Below are 18,718 nucleotides of genomic sequence, written 5' to 3'. Positions count from 1 at the left end.
AAATCAAAGATAATTACGGTCTTTGCGCGCCGCTCCCCCGGCCGAAGGTTCTTCGATGTCTTCTACGCGTAACGTCAAGCTGCCCGTCTTCAACCCCCTGACTGGCGCGATCCGCGCGCTGGCCATGGACGCCGTCCAGAAGGCCAACTCCGGCCACCCGGGCGCCCCGATGGGCATGGCCGAAATTGCCGAGGTGCTGTGGCGCCGCCACCTGCGCCACAATCCGGCAAACCCGAAGTGGGCCGATCGCGACCGCTTCGTGCAGTCCAACGGCCACGGCTCGATGCTGATCTACGCCCTGCTGCACCTGACCGGCTACGACCTGTCCATCGACGACCTCAAGAACTTCCGCCAGCTGCACAGCCGCACCCCCGGCCACCCGGAAGTCGGCTACACCCCCGGCGTCGAAACCACCACCGGCCCCCTCGGCCAAGGCATCACCAACGCGGTCGGCATGGCGCTGGCCGAGAAGATCCTCGCGGCCGACTTCAACCGTCCCGGCCACGAGATCGTCAACCATTACACCTACGTCTTCCTCGGTGACGGCTGCCTGATGGAAGGCATCTCCCACGAAGCCTGTTCGCTGGCCGGCACGTGGGGTCTTGGCAAGCTGATCGCCTTCTACGACGACAACAACATCTCCATCGACGGCCACGTAGAGGGCTGGTTTACCGACGACACCCCCAAGCGCTTCGAAGCCTATGGCTGGCATGTAGTCCGTGAGGTACAGGGCCACGACCCCGTCGAGATCGAGGCTGCCCTCAAGGCCGCCCAGGCCGAAACCGGCCGCCCCAGCCTGATCTGCTGCAAGACCATCATCGGCGCCGGCGCCCCCAACAAGCAGGACAGCCACGACGTGCACGGCGCCCCGCTGGGCAATGCCGAGATCGAGGCTGCCCGCGCCTACATCGGCTGGAACCACCCGCCCTTCGAAGTGCCGGCCGACGTCTACGCCGCCTGGGACGCCAAAGAAAAGGGCGCTGTGCTGGAAGGCGAGTGGAACAACCGCTTCGCTGCCTACGCCGCAGCCTTCCCCGAACTCGCCGCCGAATTCACCCGCCGCATGGCCGGCGAACTGCCCGCCGACTGGTCTGCTCATGTGGACGCCGTGCTGGCCAAGGTCGCCGACAAGGGTGAAACCATCGCCACCCGCAAGGCCAGCCAGAACAGCATCGAAGCCTTCGCGCCCAAGCTGCCGGAACTCCTCGGCGGCTCCGCCGACCTGGCCGGTTCCAACCTGACCCTGTGGTCCGGTGCCAAGGGCATCAGCAAGACCAGCGGCGGCAACTACGTGTACTACGGCGTGCGCGAGTTCGGCATGGCTGCCATCGCCAACGGCATCGCGCTGCACGGCGGCCTGGTGCCCTACACCGCCACCTTCCTGATGTTCAGCGAATACGCCCGCAACGCCCTGCGCATGGCGGCGCTGATGAAGGTGCGCCAGATCTTCGTGTTCACCCACGACTCCATCGGCCTCGGTGAAGACGGCCCGACCCACCAGCCGGTCGAACAGACCGCCACCCTGCGCCTGATCCCCAACATGGATGTCTGGCGCCCCTGTGATACCACCGAATCGGCGGTGGCCTGGGCGGCGGCAATCGAACGCGCCGAGGGCCCGAGCTCCCTCGCTTTCTCCCGCCAGAACCTGCCCTTCCAGCCGCGCGATGCCGAACAGGTCTCCAATATCCGCCGCGGCGGCTACGTCCTGTCCGATTCAGGCACTGGTTCACAGGCAGGCAAGGCGCAAGCCGTTATCATAGCGACCGGTTCGGAAGTGGCGCTGGCGCTGACCGCCCAGAAGCGGCTCGCCGAAGAAGGCATCGCCGTACGGGTCGTTTCCATGCCCAGCACCAATGTCTTCGACCGTCAGGATGCCACCTACCGCGCGTCCGTGCTGCCCAAGGGGCTGCCGCGGGTCGCCGTCGAAGCAGGCGTCACCGACGGCTGGCGTAAGTATGTCGGCCTCGAAGGCGAAGTCATCGGCGTGGATCGCTTCGGCGAATCCGCCCCGGCCGGCGAGCTGTTCAAGTATTTCGGCGTCACCGCCGAGGCCGTGGTGTCCGCGGTCAAGAAGGTCATCGCCTGACCTTTCGGCAAACCTCAATCAAGGCCTGCGCCTCCTCAAGATAGGCGGCGCAGGCCCGGAAGTTTCGGTTTCGTGCATTTACACTAGGGAGAAGAGTCGATGAGCATCAAAGTTGCCATCAATGGTTTCGGTCGTATCGGCCGCTGCACGCTGCGCGCCATTTACGAGCAGGGTCTGCAAAACGAGTTCGACGTGGTCGCCATCAACGCCTCCGGCGATCTGGCCACCAACGCCCACCTGCTGAAGTACGACACCACCCATGGCCGCTTCGCCACCTCCGTGGAAACCGAAGGCGACAACGTCATCATCATCGACGGCAAGAAGATCCCGTTCTACTCCACCAAGGATCCGAAGGGCGTGAACTGGGGCACCCACGGCGTGGACGTGCTGCTGGAGTGCACCGGCGCCTACACCACCAAGGCCAAGGCTGCCGCGCTGCTCGAGCAGGGCGCCAAGCGCGTGCTGATCTCCGCCCCCGGCGGTGACGACGTGGACACCACCATCGTCATGGGTGTGAATGAAGAGGTCCTGAAGGGCGACATGACCGTCGTCTCCAACGCATCCTGCACCACCAACTGCCTGGCCCCGGTCGCCAAGATCCTGGCCGACAGCGTCGGCATCAAGCAGGGCCTGATGACCACCATCCACGCCTACACCAACGACCAGGTGACCGTGGACGTCCGCCACAAGGATCTGCGTCGCGCCCGTGCCGCCGCCGCCAACATCATCCCGACCAAGACCGGCGCCGCCAAGGCCGTCGGCCTGGTGCTGCCGCAGCTCGCCGGCAAGGTCGATGGCTTCGCGCTGCGCGTGCCGACCATCAACGTCTCGCTGGTCGATCTCACCTTCACCGCCGAGCGCGCCACCACCAAGGAAGAGATCAACGAGCTGATGACCGCCGCGGCCAACGGCCCGCTGAAGGGCATCCTGGCCGTCAACACCGAGCCGCTGGTGTCTTCCGACTTCAACCACACCACCGTTTCCTCCACCTTCGACGCCACCCAGACCCGCGTCATCAAGGGCGAAGACGGCTCCGTGCTGGTCAAGGTGCTGGCTTGGTACGACAACGAGTGGGGCTACTCCTGCCGCATGCTCGACGCGGCCCGTGCCTTCGTCAACGCCAAGTAATTCCGCCGTATCGACGCCCCGCCCTGTGCGGGGCGTTTTCACATCCGACGACACGTAGAACATCATCATGCAAGTCAAGAAACTCACCGACCTCGACGTCAAGGGCAAGAAGGTTTTCATCCGCGCCGACCTCAACGTGCCCCAGGACGACGCCGGCAACATCACCGAAGACACCCGCATCCGCGCCTCGATCCCGTCCATCAAGTACGCCCTCGACGGCGGTGCGGCAGTGATGGTCACCTCGCACCTGGGTCGTCCGACCGAGGGTGAGCTGAAGGCCGATGACACGCTGGCGCCGGTGGCCGTGCGCCTCGGTCAGTTGCTCGGCAAGCCGGTACGCCTGATCCAGAACTGGGTGGACGGCGGTTTCGACGTCGCCGCCGGCGAGGTCGTACTGCTCGAGAACTGCCGCTGCAACAAGGGCGAGAAGAAGGACAACGAAGAGCTCGCACGAAAGATGGCCGCCCTGTGCGACGTCTATGTGAATGACGCCTTCGGCACCGCCCACCGCGCCGAAGCCACCACCCATGGCATCGCCAAGTTCGCGCCGGTCGCCTGCGCCGGCATCCTGATGGGCGCGGAGATCGACGCCCTCGGCAAGGCTCTGCATGCCCCGGCCCGCCCGCTGGTGGCCATCGTCGGTGGCTCCAAGGTGTCCTCCAAGCTGACCATCCTGAAGTCGCTGGCCGACAAGGTTGACCAGCTGATCGTCGGCGGCGGCATCGCCAACACCTTCCTGCTGGCCTCCGGCAAGCGCATCGGCGAATCCCTGGCCGAACCCGAACTGGTCAAGGAAGCCCAGGCCATCATGGACATCATGAAGGCCCGCGGCGCTGAAGTGCCGCTGCCCGAAGACGTCGTCGTCGCCGACGAAGTGTCCGCCATGGCCCGCGCCAACAAGGTCTCCGTCGATGACGTCGGCCCCCACGACCGCATCCTCGACGTCGGCCCGAAGGCAGCTGCCAAGCTGTCCCAAATCATCGCCAATGCCGGCACCGTGGTCTGGAACGGCCCGGTTGGCGTCTTTGAACTGCCCCAGTTCGCTGGCGGCACCAAGATGATGGCCTCCGCCATCGCCCACTCCGAGGCCTTCTCCATCGCCGGCGGCGGTGACACCCTGGCTGCCATCGCCAAGTTCCACATCGCCGACGACGTGGGCTACATCTCGACCGGTGGTGGCGCCTTCCTGGAGTTCCTTGAAGGCAAGACCCTGCCGGCCATCGCTGCACTTGAGGCTCGCTACAACGACTGAGCGCATCTCCCAGTGCATGCCTGAATGCGGCCCATCCGGGCCGCATTTTCATTTTTTGCCGCCCGCGGTCGCATTACCCGAATGGCACGCTTCAAAATAGGCATTCGTTGACGATAATTCACCCAGTATTCCCCAGTACCCACCGGCCGTCCCGAACGCACGAAGGACAGGATTCATGCCAATTCCGGTAAGCGCCCTGCTTGGATCGCCCCGCCGCCTGATGGCTGCCATCGTGATGTTCGTGGCCCTCGATCTGACCGTACTGCTGATCAACCTGTGGATTGCCGATCAGGTCGCCCGTGACGCGGTGGCCATCAACCTGGCTGGCCGCCAGCGGATGCTGTCGCAACAGACCACCAAGGCCCTGTTGTTGGCCACCACCGGCAACGGAAATGTCGATGCCGCCCGCCAAGAGTTCAGCGAGGCATTCGACCTGTTCCGTCGCACCCTGAATGCATTTTCCGACGGCGGCGACACCCTGGGCGGCGATGGCCGGCTGCTGGAGCTGGACAGGGTCCACGGCGCCGGGGCAGGCGCGGTTGCCACGGCACGCAAGCTGATCGCACCACTGGAACATATCGCCGCCTCGGCCAACCAGTCGCGCCCCCCCGACGCCGGCGAACTGAGTTTTGCGGCGGACTACATGGTGCGCCACAATCGGGAGATCCTTGGCCTGATGAACACCCTCACCTCGGAGCTCGAACAGGAATCAGTGCATCGCACCCGCGAACTACGGGGCATCCAGACCGGCGCCTTCGTGCTGGCCCTCGCCAATTTCCTGCTGATCATCTTTGGCATGCTCGGCAAGTACCGCAGCGTGGAAGCCGACAGCCGCCGCTGGCGGGAAATGGCGCGTCACGACCCATTGACCGGCATCGCCAACCGCAAGGCCTTCGTCGAGGCTGCGGAAGGGATTCTGTCCCGCGCCGCCATCGACGCCCAGTCCGGCACGCTGCTGATGCTTGACCTGGACGGCTTCAAACCGATCAACGACAACTTCGGCCACCTGGCGGGTGACCAGATCCTGATCAGCCTCGCCGACAGCTTCGAGACCGCCGCACGGGCTACCGACATCGTTGCTCGGATTGGCGGCGACGAGTTCGTGATGTTGTGCCCCGCCCTGCACGGGGACAAGGATATCGCGCTGTTCTGCGAGCGCCTCATCGCCACCGTGGTGGCCCTGCCCAGTGGCAACTTTCCCGGCTGCCGCCTGGGAATCAGCATCGGCGTGGCCTGCTACCCCGACAATGGCTACGATCTGAACCACCTGCTCGCCCTCGCCGACCAGGCCATGTACACGGCCAAGGGCGCCGGTGGCAACCGCTGGCACGTTGCCTGAACCCGCCCCCTGCCCAATTGTCGTAGACGCGACACAGACACCACACACAAAGTACTGATCTTTATAAGAAAGACCTCTGGCACCCGGTTTGCTTACTCTCTCCGTTACGGAGAGAGTGATGAAACATCAACTGGATTGGTCATCTTATGAAACCGCCGGGCAGGGCGACGCCTATGCCGGGATACCGGCCAGTGGTGGCGATTTTGCCAAGGCGGTCGCGGTCTGCATCAACGACCGCCTGTGCCAGCGCAAGCCGAAGGGCGTCATGTGCCCCAGCTTCCGTGCCACCGACGCGCCCGGCCAGTCCCCGGGGGGACGGGTACTGCTGCTGAAGGCGGCCCTCAATGGCGAACTGGGCGACGCGCCCTTCGGCGACGAGCGGCTGGCCACCGCGATGGACCTGTGCGTCGGCTGCAAGGGCTGCAAGCGCGAATGCGCCAATCAGGTGGACATGGCAGCCATCAAGATTGAATACCAGGCCCAACGCAACCTGGCCCTCGGCACACCACGCCGGGACACACTCTTCGCCTCGCTACCCCGGCTGCTGAACCACCGCCAGATCTTGCGCCAGTTGGTGCGACTGCGTAACCGCCTGCCCCTGCTGGCCAACCTCGGTGAGCGCTGGCTGGGCATCTCCGCCCGGCGCAGGCTGCCTGAACCCAGCCCGCAAGCCTACCGCCCCCCTGTCGCCAGCAATCCTGACGGACGGGAAGTGATCCTTCTCGTGGACACCTTCGCCCGTCACTTCGAGCCGGAGATCGCACAAGCCGCCCACACCGTCCTGACGGCCGCCGGCTACCGTGTCACCAGCCTAGAACCCAGCGCCGACGATAGCCACCCCTCAAGGCCCCTGTGCTGCGGCCGCACCTATCTGTCCCTCGGCCAGGTCGACGCGGCCCGCGCCGAAGCCAGCCGCATGCACGCGGCGCTGCGCCCGGCCCTGGAGGCGGGCACCCCCATCGTCGGGCTGGAGCCTTCCTGCATCCTGTCCCTGCGCGACGATCACCTCAAACTGGGCCTCGGCAGCGACGCGGAGAAGCTCGCCAAGCAGGTCTACCTTTTCGAGGAATTCATCGCCCGCGAACACGACCGCAAGCACCTGCAACTTGAACTGAAGCCCCTGCCAGGCGGCAAGACCCTGGTGCACGGCCATTGCCACCAGAAGGCAGTTGGCGCGATGAAGTCCCTGCGCAAAGTGCTGCGCCTGATTCCCGACTTCGAGTTCGAGTTCATCGAGAGCAGTTGCTGCGGCATGGCTGGCAGCTTTGGCCTCGACGCCGAACACCGCGACATCTCCCTGCAGATGGCCGAACTGGATCTCCTGCCGGCACTGCGCAGGGCCCCCGACGCCGCCGTGCTCGCCAATGGCTTCTCCTGCCGGCACCAGATCCTCGAAGGGGCCGGGCGACAGGCCCAACACGTGGCCATCCTGCTCGAACGCGCACTGACCTGAGCGCATGCTGATCAGTTCGACGCCGTCCCTCCCGCAGCTACGCATTGGTCGGATCTTCGAAGAGAACGACGCTGATCGGCTGTTCCACAGCCTGCTCACCGAAACGCAGTGGAACGATGGCTGCTACCTTGCCGCCGGGCGACGCTTCTCACTGCCCCGACTGCAGGCCTGGTATGCGGATCCCGGCATCGACTACCGCTACGCGGACAACCTGCACAATTCCCATGCATGGACACCGACGCTGCAGGCCCTGCGCGAACAAATCCAACAGATTTCGGGACTGCACTTCAACGCGGTCCTGCTCAACCTCTACCGTGACGGCCAGGATTCCGTAGGCTGGCACGCCGACGACGAACCCGATCTGGGGCCAGACCCGGCCATTGCCTCCCTGAGCCTAGGCGCCACTCGCCGCTTCTCGGTCCGGCCGCGCCCCCAGGGCGAAGCCCGGCACATCGCCCTTCCCGCCGGCACCCTGCTGGTCATGGACTCCCCTTTCCAACAGAAATGGGAACACGCCGTCCTCGAGGATCCTTGCGTCATGAGTCCGCGCCTCAACCTGACATTCCGTCGGGTGTATGGCGGAACATGACATTCGCGCACCAATCGGAAAAGCGCGTCAACCTACAACGGTGCGGGAATGCCTCCCGCAGACATAAAACCGACATATCAACATGGTTTTAATGAAGGCATCGACGGGAAACAAATTTTTTAGATTCATGCACTTAACAATGAATCACTGTTGCCCTGGGGAGATGGAACGAAGTTTGCTGATCATGCCGCCATAACGATCATCCGGAGCAACAGCATGTTGGATACGGTCATAGTTGGCGGCGGCTTATGCGGACTGGCAGTCGCCAATGGCCTCGCCTCGCGCGGCGAAGACTTCGCCCTGTTCGAAGCCCGCACGCGTCTTGGCGGCCGCATCCTGTCCAGCGACGCGGCGACCCCAGGGCTGCCCGCCGACCTGGGTCCCACCTGGTTCTGGCCAGACAGCCAGCCCCGCATCACCCGACTGATCGCCGACCTCGGGCTGAAGCAGTTCGCCCAGACCGACGGAGAAACTCTGCTCCATCTCAAGGATCCCGGCACCGGCCCAACCACCCTGTCCGCGGGTCCGGTCCACGGTGGTGCCCGCCGCGTGTCCGGCGGCCTCGGCGCGCTGGTCACCGCCCTCGCCAAACGCCTGCCCCGCCACAGCCTGCATTTCGGGCACGTGCTGATGGCCGTCCGCAACTGCGGCGATCACGTGGAGCTGAATTTTCTCCGCGGTTACGAACCCGTCACCGTGCGCGCTCGTCATGTGGCGCTGGCCGTCCCGCCGCGCCTGCTCGAAGAAAGAGTGGATTTCTCGCCAGCCCTAGCCGCACCGCTGCGCCAGGTCCTGCGCGACACACCCACCTGGATGGCCGGCAGTGCCAAGGCTATCTGCGGCTTCGAACGCCCCTTCTGGCGTGACGCCGGCCACACCGGCAACGCCTTCATCACCCACCCGCAGGCGGCGCTGGCCGAGGTCTTCGATGCCAGTGACGAGCCGGCCGGCCGCACCGCCCTGGGCGGCTTCGTCGCACTGCCGCCGGCCCTGCGGGAATCCTTCCGCAGCGGCCTTCCGATGCTTGTGCGCAGCCAACTGGTGCAACTGTTTGGCGCCGCCGCCGAGCGCAGCACGCCGTTCATCCAGGACTGGTCATCAGAAGCCTATACCTGCAGCCTCCTCGACCAAACCCCGCCGGACGGTCACCCCGAATACGGGAACCGAGCCCTCCGTCTCTCGCACTGGAACGACAAGCTCTACTTCGGCGGCTCGGAAACAGCCGGCTACGGTGGCGGCTACATGGAAGGCGCCCTTGAGGCAGCCGGCCGCATCCTCAAGGAACTGGCCCTCGACCGGGCCCTGATGAACTGAAACACCATGAGCATCGGAACCAACGACCTGTGCGTCGCCCGCTTTGCCGCCTGGGTAGCCAAGCAGCGCAAGCAGAGCTTCGACCGCTACCGGATCACCCTGCATCGCAACCTGTCGGCCCAGCGGCGCCAGCACCTGACCCAGCAGGCCATTCTCGACACGGCCGCAGCGCTCTTCCGCGAAGCGCTGGAAATGCTTTACGAACTGCCCTTCGACAGCCGTGGCGTCCGCGTGGAGCGCGGCTGGTCGGAGCTTACACTACGCATCCTGGAGCCCTTCCAGGGCTTTTGCGAAGCCCTGCTGGACGACGCGCTACGCTTCAACCGCAGCTCCTGCGCAATCTCCAACTTTGCCGAAGAGCACCTGCCCAGCGTGGTCTACCAGCTGGAAATGCGCCGGGAGCTGGCCGCCGCATGGAAGGATTTCGCGCTGACCGCCAACGACCTGCTGGTGGACACCGGCCACCACGAGATGGCGAGCGCGGCCGCCTGAAAGACGGGCGGCAATCCAGCCCACGGAACGGCGGCTGACCGTCAGAGCCCCAGCTCGCTCCACATGGCATCGACCCGCGCCTTGATGGCCGCGTCCATGACAATAGGCGTCCCCCATTCCCGCTGGGTCTCGCCCGGCCACTTGTTGGTCGCATCGAGGCCCATCTTCGAACCCAGCCCGGCGACCGGACTGGCGAAATCCAGGTAATCGATCGGCGTGTTATCCACCAGCGTGGTGTCCCGCGTCGCATCCATGCGAGTGGTCAGCGCCCAGATCACTTCCTTCCAGTCACGGATGTTCACATCGTCGTCCACCACGATGATGAACTTGGTGTACATGAACTGACGCAGGAAGCTCCAGATGCCGAACATCACGCGCTTGGCGTGCCCCGGATACTGCTTCTTTATGCTGACCACGGCCAGCCGGTACGAACAGCCCTCCGGCGGCAGATAGAAGTCGACGATCTCGGTGAACTGCTTCTGCAGTAGCGGCACGAAGACCTCATTGAGGGCCAGACCCAGCATCGCCGGCTCGTCGGGCGGCTTGCCGGTGTAGGTGCTGTGGTAGATCGGGTCGCGCCGGCTGGTAATGCGCTCGATGGTGAACACCGGAAACTCGGCCTGCTCGTTGTAGTAACCGGTGTGATCGCCGTAAGGCCCTTCGAGGGCTGTTTCTCCGGGATGGATCACGCCTTCCAGCACGATCTCGGCGGAAGCCGGCACCTGCAGGTCGGAGCCCAGGCATTTCACCAACTCGGTCTTGGCGCCGCGCAAGAGGCCGGCGAACTGGTATTCAGACAGGCTGTCCGGCACCGGCGTCACCGCGCCGAGGATAGTCGCCGGATCGCAGCCAAGCACCACCGCCACCGGGAAGGGCTGACCCGGATTCGCCAGTTGGTGGTCGCGGAAATCCAGCGCACCGCCACGATGGGCCAGCCAGCGCATGATGACCTTGTTGGATCCGAGCACCTGCTGGCGGTAGATGCCCAGGTTCTGGCGGGTCTTGTTGGGGCCGCGGGTCACCACTAGGCCCCAGGTGATCAGCGGCGCCACATCACCCGGCCAGCAATGCTGGATCGGCAGGTCGGCGAGATCCACGTCCTTGCCTTCCTTCACCACCTCCTGGCAGGGGGCCGACGACACCGTCTTCGGCGACATGTTGAGCACCTGACGGAATACGGGCAGCTTGTCCCACGCGTCCTTGAGACCCTTCGGCGGCTCCGGCTCCTTCAGGAAGGCCAGCAGCTTGCCGACCTCGCGCAAGGCCCCCTGCCAGTCCTCCCCGCTCTCGCCCATTCCCAGCGCCACCCGCTGCGGTGTGCCGAACAGATTGGCCAGCACCGGCACGCGATGGCCCTTGGGGTTCTCGAAGAGGATCGCCGGACCGCCTGCTCGCAGCACGCGGTCGCAGATCTCCGTCATTTCCAGGTGCGGATCGACTTCAGTCTTGATCCGCTTGAGCTCGCCGAGACGCTCCAGTTGGCTGATGAAATCCCGCAGGTCGGTGTATCGCATGGAAGGAATGACAGGAAGGGTTGAAATGCGAACGGCCGCTGCTGCGGCCGTTCCTTGCCCGGATACCGGGTAGTTCAGTCCAGCAAGGCGTTCACCGCCTTGATGTCCTCGTCGCCGAGGGTGCCTGCCGCCGCCTTCAGGCGCAGCTGGGCGAGCAGCGTATCGTAGCGGGCCTTGGCCAGCCGCTGCTGGGTGTCGTAAAGCTGGCTCTGGGCATTCAGCACGTCGATGTTGATGCGCACACCCACGTCGTAGCCGAGCTTGTTGGCATCGAGGGCCGAGGTGGATGACACCAGCGCCGCCTCATAGGCCTTCACCTGGGCCAGGCCGCTGGTCACACCGAGGTAAGCCTGGCGGGCTCCCTGTGCGGAATTTCGGCGTGCGTTATCGAGATCTGCGCCCGCCTTGTCGCGCAGCGCCATCGTCTCGCGAACGCGGGAACTCGTCGCCCCGCCCTGAAACAGCGGCACCGCCACCTGCACGCCGATCACAGTGGAATCAATGTCGTAACGGACTGGCGCAGTCGGCATGAAGGCTGCCGTCGACGAAACGGTATTGCCGCGGCTGGCCACCAGGTCCACTGTCGGCAAGTGGCCGGCGCGGTTGCGCTCCACCTCGCGCCCAGCCAGTTCCACACCCAGCTGGGCCGCCTGCACGGAGAGATTGCCGCCTTCCGAGGCCGCCACCCAGGACTGGACGTCTCCCGGCTCCGGACGGCTCAGCGTGACGCCCTTGCGCAGTCCCTTCAGGCCATCTACGTCCTTGCCAGTCAGCACCGACAGGGCATGGCGCTTGACGGCCAGATCGCTGTCAGCAGCAATCATCTGTGCCGACGACAGGTCAGCCCGGGACTGGGCCTCGTGTACGTCGGTAATCGTCACAGTGCCCACCTCGAAGCTCTTCTTCGCCAACTCGAGTTGCTGGCTGTTCGCTTCGTGCAGGGCACTTGCGGCCGCCAGTACATCCTGAGCGGCCAGCACGTCGAAATAGGCCTGGGACGCGCGCAAGGCAAGATCCTGGCGGGCCTGGCGGTACTGCACCTCGGCCAGCGCCACCTGGATCTCTCCCTGCTTGAACTGCACCCAGTTCTGCCAGCGGAACAAGGGTTGCGTCAGCTGCACCTGCCATCCGTGGCTGTTGAAGCCGACTGAAGAGCCCGCCGGACGACGCGGGTCCATGTCATTCCAGGTGGTGTTCCCGGACAAGCCAATGGATGGCAGCAGTCCGGCACGCCCCTGCGGCAACTTTTCCTGTCCGGCGGCCAGGGAAGCCCGGGCCGCGGCCAGCGGCGCATCGTAGGCCAAGGCATCGCGATAGACCTGCTCCAGATCCGCCGCCGACGCACCCGCCGCCAACAGCCCCGCCACCATTGCCATCGCAAGACGCTTCATCCCGTGCTCCGTCCCTGTTCGACCGCTCAATACTGGGGCATGGTCGGGTCGACCTGGGCCGCCCACTGGGCAACCCCGCCGGCCAGATTGATCAGGTTGGTGAAGCCCTGGCGCTCCAGGAACATCGCCACCTGCATGCTGCGGCCGCCGTGATGGCAGATCACCACGATCTCCGCATCCGGCTCCAGTTCCTGCATGCGCGCCGGCACGCTGGCCATCGGCATCAGCACCGAACCCGGGATCGCACAGTACTCGAACTCCGAAGGCTCCCGGACGTCGAGCAGGAAGGGCGAAGGACGATTTTCATCCTGCAGCCATTCGGCCAGTTGCGGAGGGGTGATGTGATTCATCAGGGCTGTGCTCAGAAGGTGAAGTGGCTCTTCTGCGGCGCGTTGCGCATCGCCGGAACCAGGTTTTCAAACAGCGACTCGGTGCGGAACTGGCTTTCGGACACACGGGTCACCAGGGTTGCGGTCATCAGCGGCGCTTCGCCGACGAAGGCGAACAGGCGGCCACCTACCTTGACCTGCTCCAGCAGGGAATCGGCGATCTGCGGCACGCCGCCAGACACCACGATCAGGTCGTAGGGCGCGCTGCTGGCCCAGCCGCGCACCGCATCGCCTTCCTCGACGATGACGTTCTCCACGCCGTAGCGCTTGAGGTTGTCGTGAGCCATGTTGACCAGCGCCGGCTCGATGTCGACGGTACGCACCCAGTCGGCCTTGGCGGCGAGCAGCGCGGCGAAGTAGCCGGAGCCGGCACCGACTTCGAGAACCTTGTCGGAACGCTTGACCTGGATGGCCTGCAGGATCTTGCCTTCGATCACCGGGACCAGCATGCTGCCGCCGTGGCCAAGGGGGATCTCGGCTTCCGACAGGGCCAGAGACTTGTACGCTTCCGGCACGAACTCTTCACGGCGAACGCTCATCAGCAGGTCGAGGACGCCGAAGTCCAGAACCTCCCAGGGGCGGACCTGCTGCTCAACCATGTTGAATCGTGCTTGTTCGAAATTCATTGTGTGACTCCCGGATAAATATTAGCACAAGCTAATATTGATGATCTGCATGCCTGAATTGGTTGCGACAAAACTTTCGAATTTTAGCTCAGTTGTGCACTGCGCAGATCATCCGTAGCACTCCCGTCGCCCGGCACCGGCTTCACCCGGTACCACGCGGCGTACAGCGCCGGCACGAACAACAGGGTTAGCAAGGTGGCAACGATCAGCCCGCCCATGATCGCCACCGCCATCGGCCCGAAGAAGGCACTGCGGGTCAGCGGGATCATCGCCAGCACCGCCGCGGCCGCGGTCAGCGCGATCGGCCGCAGGCGGCGCACCGCGGATTCGACGATGGCATTCCAGGCCGGCAAACCCTTGTGCATGTCCTGCTCGATCTGATCGACGAGGATCACCGAGTTGCGCATGATCATGCCGAACAGGGCGATCGTGCCGAGCATCGCGACGAAGCCAAAGGGCTGCTTGAAGAGCAGCAGGAACAGCACGACGCCAATCAACCCCAGCGGCGCGGTGAGCACCACCATCGCGGTCCGCGAGAAGCTGTTGAGCTGCACCATCAGCACCGTAAACACCACCCCGAGGAACAGCGGGAAGCCGGCATTGACCGAGTTCTGCCCCTTGGCGCTCTCCTCCACCGCGCCGCCAGTCTCGATACGGTAGCCCGCCGGCAGGCGCGCCTTGATCGGTTCAAGCAGCGGCTCCACCTGGGCGGTAACGGTCGGCGCCTGGACGCGGCTGTCGTAGATCTGGCCGCGCACGGTAATGCTCGGCTCCCGGTTGCGACGCCACACCAGGCCCTGTTCAAAGGCGTAGCTGACGGTCGCCACCTGGCCCAGCGGCACGGACTTGCCGCTGCGGGTCGGGATCGCCAATTCGGCGACAAGGGACAGCTTGTTGCGCTCGAAAGCATCGCCGCGCAGCACCACGTCGATGGACTCGATGCCCTCACGGTAACTGGTCGCCGCCAGGCCGCGCAGCGAGGTGTTCAGGAAGTTGGCCACATCCTGCGTGGACAAGCCCAGCAGGCGCGCCTTGTGCTGATCCACCTCGACCTTCAGCACTTTGGACTGCTCGTCCCAGTCGAGCTGCACGTCGGACAGGCTGGCATTGCCACGCATCACCCCGGCCACCTCCCCGGCGTAGTGGCGCACCGTCGCAATGTCTGGCCCATTGACGCGGAACTGCACCGGGAAGCCCACCGGTGGGCCATTCTCGAGCCGCGTGATGTTGGCGCGCAGGTTGGCGAAATCCCGCTTGAAGAGTTCGATCATGCGCTCCCGCAGCGCCTCCCGGGCCGGGATGCTGTCGGTCAGGATCACGAACTGGGCGAAATTGGCGGCAGGCAGCTGCTGATCCAGCGGCAGGTAGAAGCGCGGGCTGCCGGTACCCACGTAGGCCACGTAGTTCTGGATGCCCTCCTCCTTGTCGAGGATGCGCTCCAGCCGCTCCGCCTCGGCCTGGGTCGCTCGCAGACTGGCCCCTTCCGGCAGGCGCAGGTCGATGAGCAGCTCAAGCCGCGTCGAGTTGGGGAAGAACTGCTGCTGCACGAGGCCGAAGCCGACAAGCGCCGCGACGAAAATCCCCAGCGTCGTGGCGATCACCACCCAACGCTTCGCCACACACCAATCCACGACGGCCCGGAAACGGTTGTAAAAGGGCGTGCGGAACACCGCGTCCTCATCCCCTTCCACATGCGGGTCACCCAGGCCGATGCGGTCCTTGAAGCGCTCCAGGCGCGGGAAGCGGCGCGCGAACCAGCTGGTGTTCTTCGGCGCCCGCGGGTCGGGCAGCAACACATAGCCCAAATAAGGCACCACCACCACCGCTGCCAGCCAGGACGCCAGCAGCGCAATGGCATTCACCTGGAAGATCGAGCGGGTGTATTCGCCGGTAGACGACTGGGCAGTGGCGATCGGCAGGAAGCCGGCCACCGTCACCAACGTGCCCGACAGCATCGGACCGGCCGTGCTGGTATAGGCGAAGGCGGCCGCTTTAGAGCGCTCCCAGCCCTGCTCCATCTTCACCAGCATCATCTCGACGGCGATGATCGCGTCGTCCACCAACAGACCCAACGCAAGGATCAGCGCACCCAGGGAGATCTTGTGCAGGCCCACGTCGAACAGGCGCATGCCAAAGAAGGTCACGCCGAGCACCAGCGGAATCGACAGGGCCACCACCAGGCCAGTTCGCAGGCCCAGCGAGAAGAAGCACACAACCAGCACGATGATCACCGCTTCATTCAGGGAGTGCACGAACTCGCTGACCGAGCGTTGCACCGCCTCCGGCTGGCTGGCCACTTCGGTGAGCTCCAGGCCGACCGGCAGCTGGGCCTGGATGCGCGCAACGGTCGCCTTCAAGTCTCCACCGAGAGCAATGATGTCGCCGCCCTTGGCCATCGACACGCCGATACCGAGGGCGTCCTGGCCGCGAAAGCGGAAGCGCGGCGCCGGCGGCTCAACAAAGCCCCGCGCGACGGTGGCGATATCGCCAATGCGGAATTCCCGCCCACCGGCCTGGATGCGCGTCTCGCGGATCGCCTCGACGGTGTCGTAAGCACCGCTCGGGCGCAGGTAGATGCGCTCGTCCTTCGTTTCGAAGTAGCCCCCAGGAGCCACTGCGTTCTGGCGCGCCAGCGCGTCAGTCACTGTCTGCACGTCCAGCCCCAGGGTGGCCAGCTTGGTGTTGGACAGCTCCACGTAAATGCGCTGCTCCTGCTCACCAATCAGGTCCACCTTGGCCACATTGGGCACCCGCAACAGCTCGGCGCGGATCTTGTCGCTCTCGGCCTTCAGGCGGGCGTAGTCGAAGCCATCGCCGGTCAGCGCGTAGATGTTTCCGAACACATCGCCGAACTCGTCGTTGAAGAACGGCCCGCGGATACCCGCCGGCAGCGTGCCCTTGATGTCGCCGATCTTCTTGCGCACCTGGTAGAAGATGTCCGGCACGTCCTTGGACGGAGTCGAATCCTTGGCGACGAACAGCACCACCGACTCGCCCGGCCGCGAATAGCTACGCATGTAGTCCACGTTGGGGACTTCCTGCAGCTTCTTCTCGATGCGGTCGGTCAGTTGCTCCTCGGTCTCCCGCGCCGACGCCCCCGGCCATTCGGTACGCACCACCATCACCTTGAAAGTGAAAGGCGGATCCTCGGACTGGCCGAGCTTCTGGTAGGACAGGATGCCGACCAATGCCAGCGCGACAATCAGGTAACGGACCAGCGGCTGGTGGCGCAGCGCCCATTCCGACAGGTTGAAGTGCTTCACGCGCCGCCCCCCGCCGCCTTCACGCTGACCGGAGCCGGCGCAGGCGCGGGCTGGTTGGGCGCCAACGGCTGCAGCAGCTGGCCGGCGACGATCTTGTGCACGCCGGCGGCGGCGATCGTTTCGCCGGGCTTCACGCCGTCGGCGATCAGCACGCCATCCTCCCGGTACTGGCGCACCGTCACCGGTCGCAGCACGGGCTTGACCAGCGCGCCTTCGGCCTGCATCACCCACACCGCACTGCGTCCGTCATGCTCGAAGACCGCCGCAGCCGGCACCAGCAGCGCCCCGGCCGCGGCCTGGGCATCCGGCAGTACCACGTTTGCGGTCATCCCCAGCTGTACCGCGGGGGTCGGATAGATGATGCTCACCCGAACCGCGTAGGTGCGAGTTGCCGCGTCGGCGCTCGGCGCAATCTCCCTCACCCTGCCACGCAGTGCCGTGTCGGGCTGGGCCCACAGGCGGATTTCCACGTCCTTGGCGGCGCGCAGCGCCGACAGGCGGCTTTCCGGCACGGCGATCAGCACTTCCCGCTCACCGTCGCGAGCCAGCTTCATGACGACTGAAGAATCCTTCACCACCTGCCCGACCTCGGCACTGACCGCGGTGATCACCCCGGCCTGATCGGCCACCAGCGTCGTGTAGCCGCTCTGGTTGCCGGCCACCGTCGCTTGGGCGCGGGCTTGGGCGACGCGCGCCTCGGCCGACTTGAAGGCCGACTCCTTGGCGTCCAGCACGCTACGGCTGACGAAGTTCTTGCCAACCAAATCCCGATAGCGCTCGACCTCGGCCTTCGCGAAAGCGTATTCGTTCTGCGCCGCCGCCAGCTGGGCGCGGGCCGCTTCCGCGTTGAGACCGGCATCGCTCGGATCCAGCCGGGCCAGCACCTGGCCGGGCTTCACCGCCGTTCCCACATCCACACGGCGCTCGATGATCTTGCCGGTGATGCGGAACGCCAGATCCGATTCATAGCGCGCCCGCACCTCGCCGGCATACAGCGCACCGGCCGCAACTGGCGCCAGGGCCAGCTTGTGGACGACCACCGGACGCGGCGCCTCAGCCACCGGCGCCGGTTTCGAACAAGCGGCCATCAACGCCGCGGCAAGGATACTCAGGGCCAGACTACGCATCATCGGGGGGACTCCTCGCGAGGCGCGACCAGCAGGCCGCGGAAGATCATGTCGAAATAAGTGTCGAAATAGGTGTCGGACACCAGGTCCGGCCCGGTACAGCCCGCCATCGAGTTTTTCCAGACGGACAGCATCAGCAGCGGGAAGAACACCAGTTGGCGCAAGGTCGGCACATCCAGCGGGCGGAACACGCCGCGCTCGATGCCGATGTCGATGGCACGCCCGAGCAGCGCCATCCAGCGCACGATGACGGCCTCATGGTGATAGCGGGCGACCTCTGGAAAATTGCCTGCCTCGGCGATGATCAGCTTGGAAATACCGCCGAGATCGGTCTGACCGACCTTCTCCCACCAGTCGAGGAGGATCTCCTTCAACAAGCGCTCCGGGTCGTCCTTGAGGGTCTCCAGCTTGGCTTCGATCTCATCGAAGAGCGGCAGCACGCCTTCTTCGATAACCGCCTTGAAGAGCGCTTCCTTGCTGTCAAAATAAAGGTAGAGCGTGCCCTTCGACACCCCGGCGCGGGCCGCCACCTCATCCAGGCGCGTCGCCGCGAAGCCCTTTTCAATGAACAGGGACAGCGCCGCGGCGGCGAGTTCGGATGGGCGCGCCTCCTTGCGGCGCTGGCGGCGGGTGGGGGTGACTGCGCTCATGGCGTTAGATTACTGACTGACCAGTCAGTAATCTAACCAAAACCCCCCGCGGAGTAAACGACGAATGGAAGCAGCCGACGCACTCCGGGCACGGGACAATCGCCG

Annotated in this window: 15 protein-coding genes; 8 read left to right on the top strand and 7 right to left on the bottom strand. The window is 65.1% G+C overall.

The window, feature by feature from the left end; genetic code table 11:
• Positions 1–55 precede the first annotated feature (55 nt).
• The 8 genes from tkt (at position 56) to ACE3RX_RS02480 (ending at position 9,653) form a co-directional block, all read left to right on the top strand.
• Positions 56–2,086 carry a transketolase gene (gene tkt / locus ACE3RX_RS02515; protein WP_374479982.1) on the top strand — a complete coding sequence of 677 codons (2,031 nt, stop codon included), beginning with the start codon at positions 56–58 and terminating at the stop codon, positions 2,084–2,086.
• Positions 2,087–2,185: 99 nt separating this feature from the next.
• Complete coding sequence (gap, locus tag ACE3RX_RS02510; protein WP_374479980.1) at positions 2,186–3,214, top strand: type I glyceraldehyde-3-phosphate dehydrogenase; 1,029 nt, start codon at positions 2,186–2,188, stop codon at positions 3,212–3,214.
• A gap of 67 nt (positions 3,215–3,281) precedes the next feature.
• A complete protein-coding gene (locus tag ACE3RX_RS02505) occupies positions 3,282–4,466 on the top strand; it encodes a phosphoglycerate kinase (protein ID WP_374479978.1) in 1,185 nt (394 codons plus the stop codon).
• 175 nt (positions 4,467–4,641) lie between these two features.
• Positions 4,642–5,805, top strand: coding sequence for a diguanylate cyclase domain-containing protein (locus tag ACE3RX_RS02500; RefSeq protein WP_374479976.1), 1,164 nt, complete (start codon positions 4,642–4,644; stop codon positions 5,803–5,805).
• 118 nt (positions 5,806–5,923) lie between these two features.
• Positions 5,924–7,258 carry a (Fe-S)-binding protein gene (locus ACE3RX_RS02495; protein WP_374479974.1) on the top strand — a complete coding sequence of 445 codons (1,335 nt, stop codon included), beginning with the start codon at positions 5,924–5,926 and terminating at the stop codon, positions 7,256–7,258.
• 4 nt (positions 7,259–7,262) lie between these two features.
• Complete coding sequence (locus tag ACE3RX_RS02490) at positions 7,263–7,847, top strand: alpha-ketoglutarate-dependent dioxygenase AlkB (RefSeq protein WP_374479972.1); 585 nt, start codon at positions 7,263–7,265, stop codon at positions 7,845–7,847.
• Between the two features lie 216 nt (positions 7,848–8,063).
• Positions 8,064–9,161 carry a flavin monoamine oxidase family protein gene (locus ACE3RX_RS02485; protein WP_374479970.1) on the top strand — a complete coding sequence of 366 codons (1,098 nt, stop codon included), beginning with the start codon at positions 8,064–8,066 and terminating at the stop codon, positions 9,159–9,161.
• 6 nt (positions 9,162–9,167) lie between these two features.
• Complete coding sequence (locus ACE3RX_RS02480; protein WP_374479968.1) at positions 9,168–9,653, top strand: hypothetical protein; 486 nt, start codon at positions 9,168–9,170, stop codon at positions 9,651–9,653.
• Between the two features lie 41 nt (positions 9,654–9,694).
• On the opposite strand, the gene ubiD is transcribed toward ACE3RX_RS02480, so the two are convergent.
• The 7 genes from ubiD to ACE3RX_RS02445 form a co-directional block, all read right to left on the bottom strand.
• Positions 9,695–11,167 carry a 4-hydroxy-3-polyprenylbenzoate decarboxylase gene (gene ubiD, locus ACE3RX_RS02475; protein WP_374479966.1) on the bottom strand — a complete coding sequence of 491 codons (1,473 nt, stop codon included), beginning with the start codon at positions 11,165–11,167 and terminating at the stop codon, positions 9,695–9,697.
• 74 nt (positions 11,168–11,241) lie between these two features.
• Positions 11,242–12,558 carry a TolC family outer membrane protein gene (locus tag ACE3RX_RS02470; RefSeq protein WP_374479964.1) on the bottom strand — a complete coding sequence of 439 codons (1,317 nt, stop codon included), beginning with the start codon at positions 12,556–12,558 and terminating at the stop codon, positions 11,242–11,244.
• Positions 12,559–12,584: 26 nt separating this feature from the next.
• The gene (locus ACE3RX_RS02465; protein WP_374479962.1) at positions 12,585–12,908 is read right to left on the bottom strand and encodes a rhodanese-like domain-containing protein; all 324 of its coding nucleotides are present in this window, start codon (positions 12,906–12,908) and stop codon (positions 12,585–12,587) included.
• A gap of 11 nt (positions 12,909–12,919) precedes the next feature.
• Positions 12,920–13,573, bottom strand: coding sequence for a protein-L-isoaspartate O-methyltransferase (locus tag ACE3RX_RS02460; protein WP_374479960.1), 654 nt, complete (start codon positions 13,571–13,573; stop codon positions 12,920–12,922).
• A gap of 83 nt (positions 13,574–13,656) precedes the next feature.
• The gene (locus tag ACE3RX_RS02455) at positions 13,657–16,836 is read right to left on the bottom strand and encodes an efflux RND transporter permease subunit (RefSeq protein ID WP_374479958.1); all 3,180 of its coding nucleotides are present in this window, start codon (positions 16,834–16,836) and stop codon (positions 13,657–13,659) included.
• Positions 16,833–17,966, bottom strand: coding sequence for an efflux RND transporter periplasmic adaptor subunit (locus ACE3RX_RS02450; RefSeq protein ID WP_374479956.1), 1,134 nt, complete (start codon positions 17,964–17,966; stop codon positions 16,833–16,835). The genes ACE3RX_RS02455 and ACE3RX_RS02450 overlap by 4 nt, the downstream gene beginning before the upstream one ends.
• Positions 17,963–18,613 carry a TetR/AcrR family transcriptional regulator gene (locus ACE3RX_RS02445; protein WP_374479954.1) on the bottom strand — a complete coding sequence of 217 codons (651 nt, stop codon included), beginning with the start codon at positions 18,611–18,613 and terminating at the stop codon, positions 17,963–17,965. Before ACE3RX_RS02445 ends, ACE3RX_RS02450 begins: the two co-directional genes overlap by 4 nt.
• Positions 18,614–18,718 lie beyond the last annotated feature (105 nt).

Source organism: Zoogloea sp., assembly GCF_041914405.1.
GTDB lineage: Bacteria > Pseudomonadota > Gammaproteobacteria > Burkholderiales > Rhodocyclaceae > Zoogloea.
The sequence above is the reverse complement of the archived record's forward strand: the minus strand, read 5'-3'. Positions and strand labels throughout refer to the sequence as shown.

Excerpts from the sequence above, each read along its gene's own strand:
- ubiD (WP_374479966.1), bottom strand. The coding sequence starts at position 11,167 with ATGCGATACACCGACCTGCGGGATTTCATCAGCCAACTGGAGCGTCTC.
- ACE3RX_RS02465 (WP_374479962.1), bottom strand. The coding sequence starts at position 12,908 with ATGAATCACATCACCCCTCCGCAACTGGCCGAATGGCTGCAGGATGAA.
- ACE3RX_RS02480 (WP_374479968.1), top strand. The coding sequence starts at position 9,168 with ATGAGCATCGGAACCAACGACCTGTGCGTCGCCCGCTTTGCCGCCTGG.
- gap (WP_374479980.1), top strand. The coding sequence starts at position 2,186 with ATGAGCATCAAAGTTGCCATCAATGGTTTCGGTCGTATCGGCCGCTGC.
- ACE3RX_RS02485 (WP_374479970.1), top strand. The coding sequence starts at position 8,064 with ATGTTGGATACGGTCATAGTTGGCGGCGGCTTATGCGGACTGGCAGTC.
- ACE3RX_RS02495 (WP_374479974.1), top strand. The coding sequence starts at position 5,924 with ATGAAACATCAACTGGATTGGTCATCTTATGAAACCGCCGGGCAGGGC.
- ACE3RX_RS02445 (WP_374479954.1), bottom strand. The coding sequence starts at position 18,613 with ATGAGCGCAGTCACCCCCACCCGCCGCCAGCGCCGCAAGGAGGCGCGC.
- ACE3RX_RS02505 (WP_374479978.1), top strand. The coding sequence starts at position 3,282 with ATGCAAGTCAAGAAACTCACCGACCTCGACGTCAAGGGCAAGAAGGTT.
- ACE3RX_RS02470 (WP_374479964.1), bottom strand. The coding sequence starts at position 12,558 with ATGAAGCGTCTTGCGATGGCAATGGTGGCGGGGCTGTTGGCGGCGGGT.
- ACE3RX_RS02460 (WP_374479960.1), bottom strand. The coding sequence starts at position 13,573 with ATGAATTTCGAACAAGCACGATTCAACATGGTTGAGCAGCAGGTCCGC.
- ACE3RX_RS02450 (WP_374479956.1), bottom strand. The coding sequence starts at position 17,966 with ATGATGCGTAGTCTGGCCCTGAGTATCCTTGCCGCGGCGTTGATGGCC.
- tkt (WP_374479982.1), top strand. The coding sequence starts at position 56 with ATGTCTTCTACGCGTAACGTCAAGCTGCCCGTCTTCAACCCCCTGACT.
- ACE3RX_RS02490 (WP_374479972.1), top strand. The coding sequence starts at position 7,263 with ATGCTGATCAGTTCGACGCCGTCCCTCCCGCAGCTACGCATTGGTCGG.
- ACE3RX_RS02500 (WP_374479976.1), top strand. The coding sequence starts at position 4,642 with ATGCCAATTCCGGTAAGCGCCCTGCTTGGATCGCCCCGCCGCCTGATG.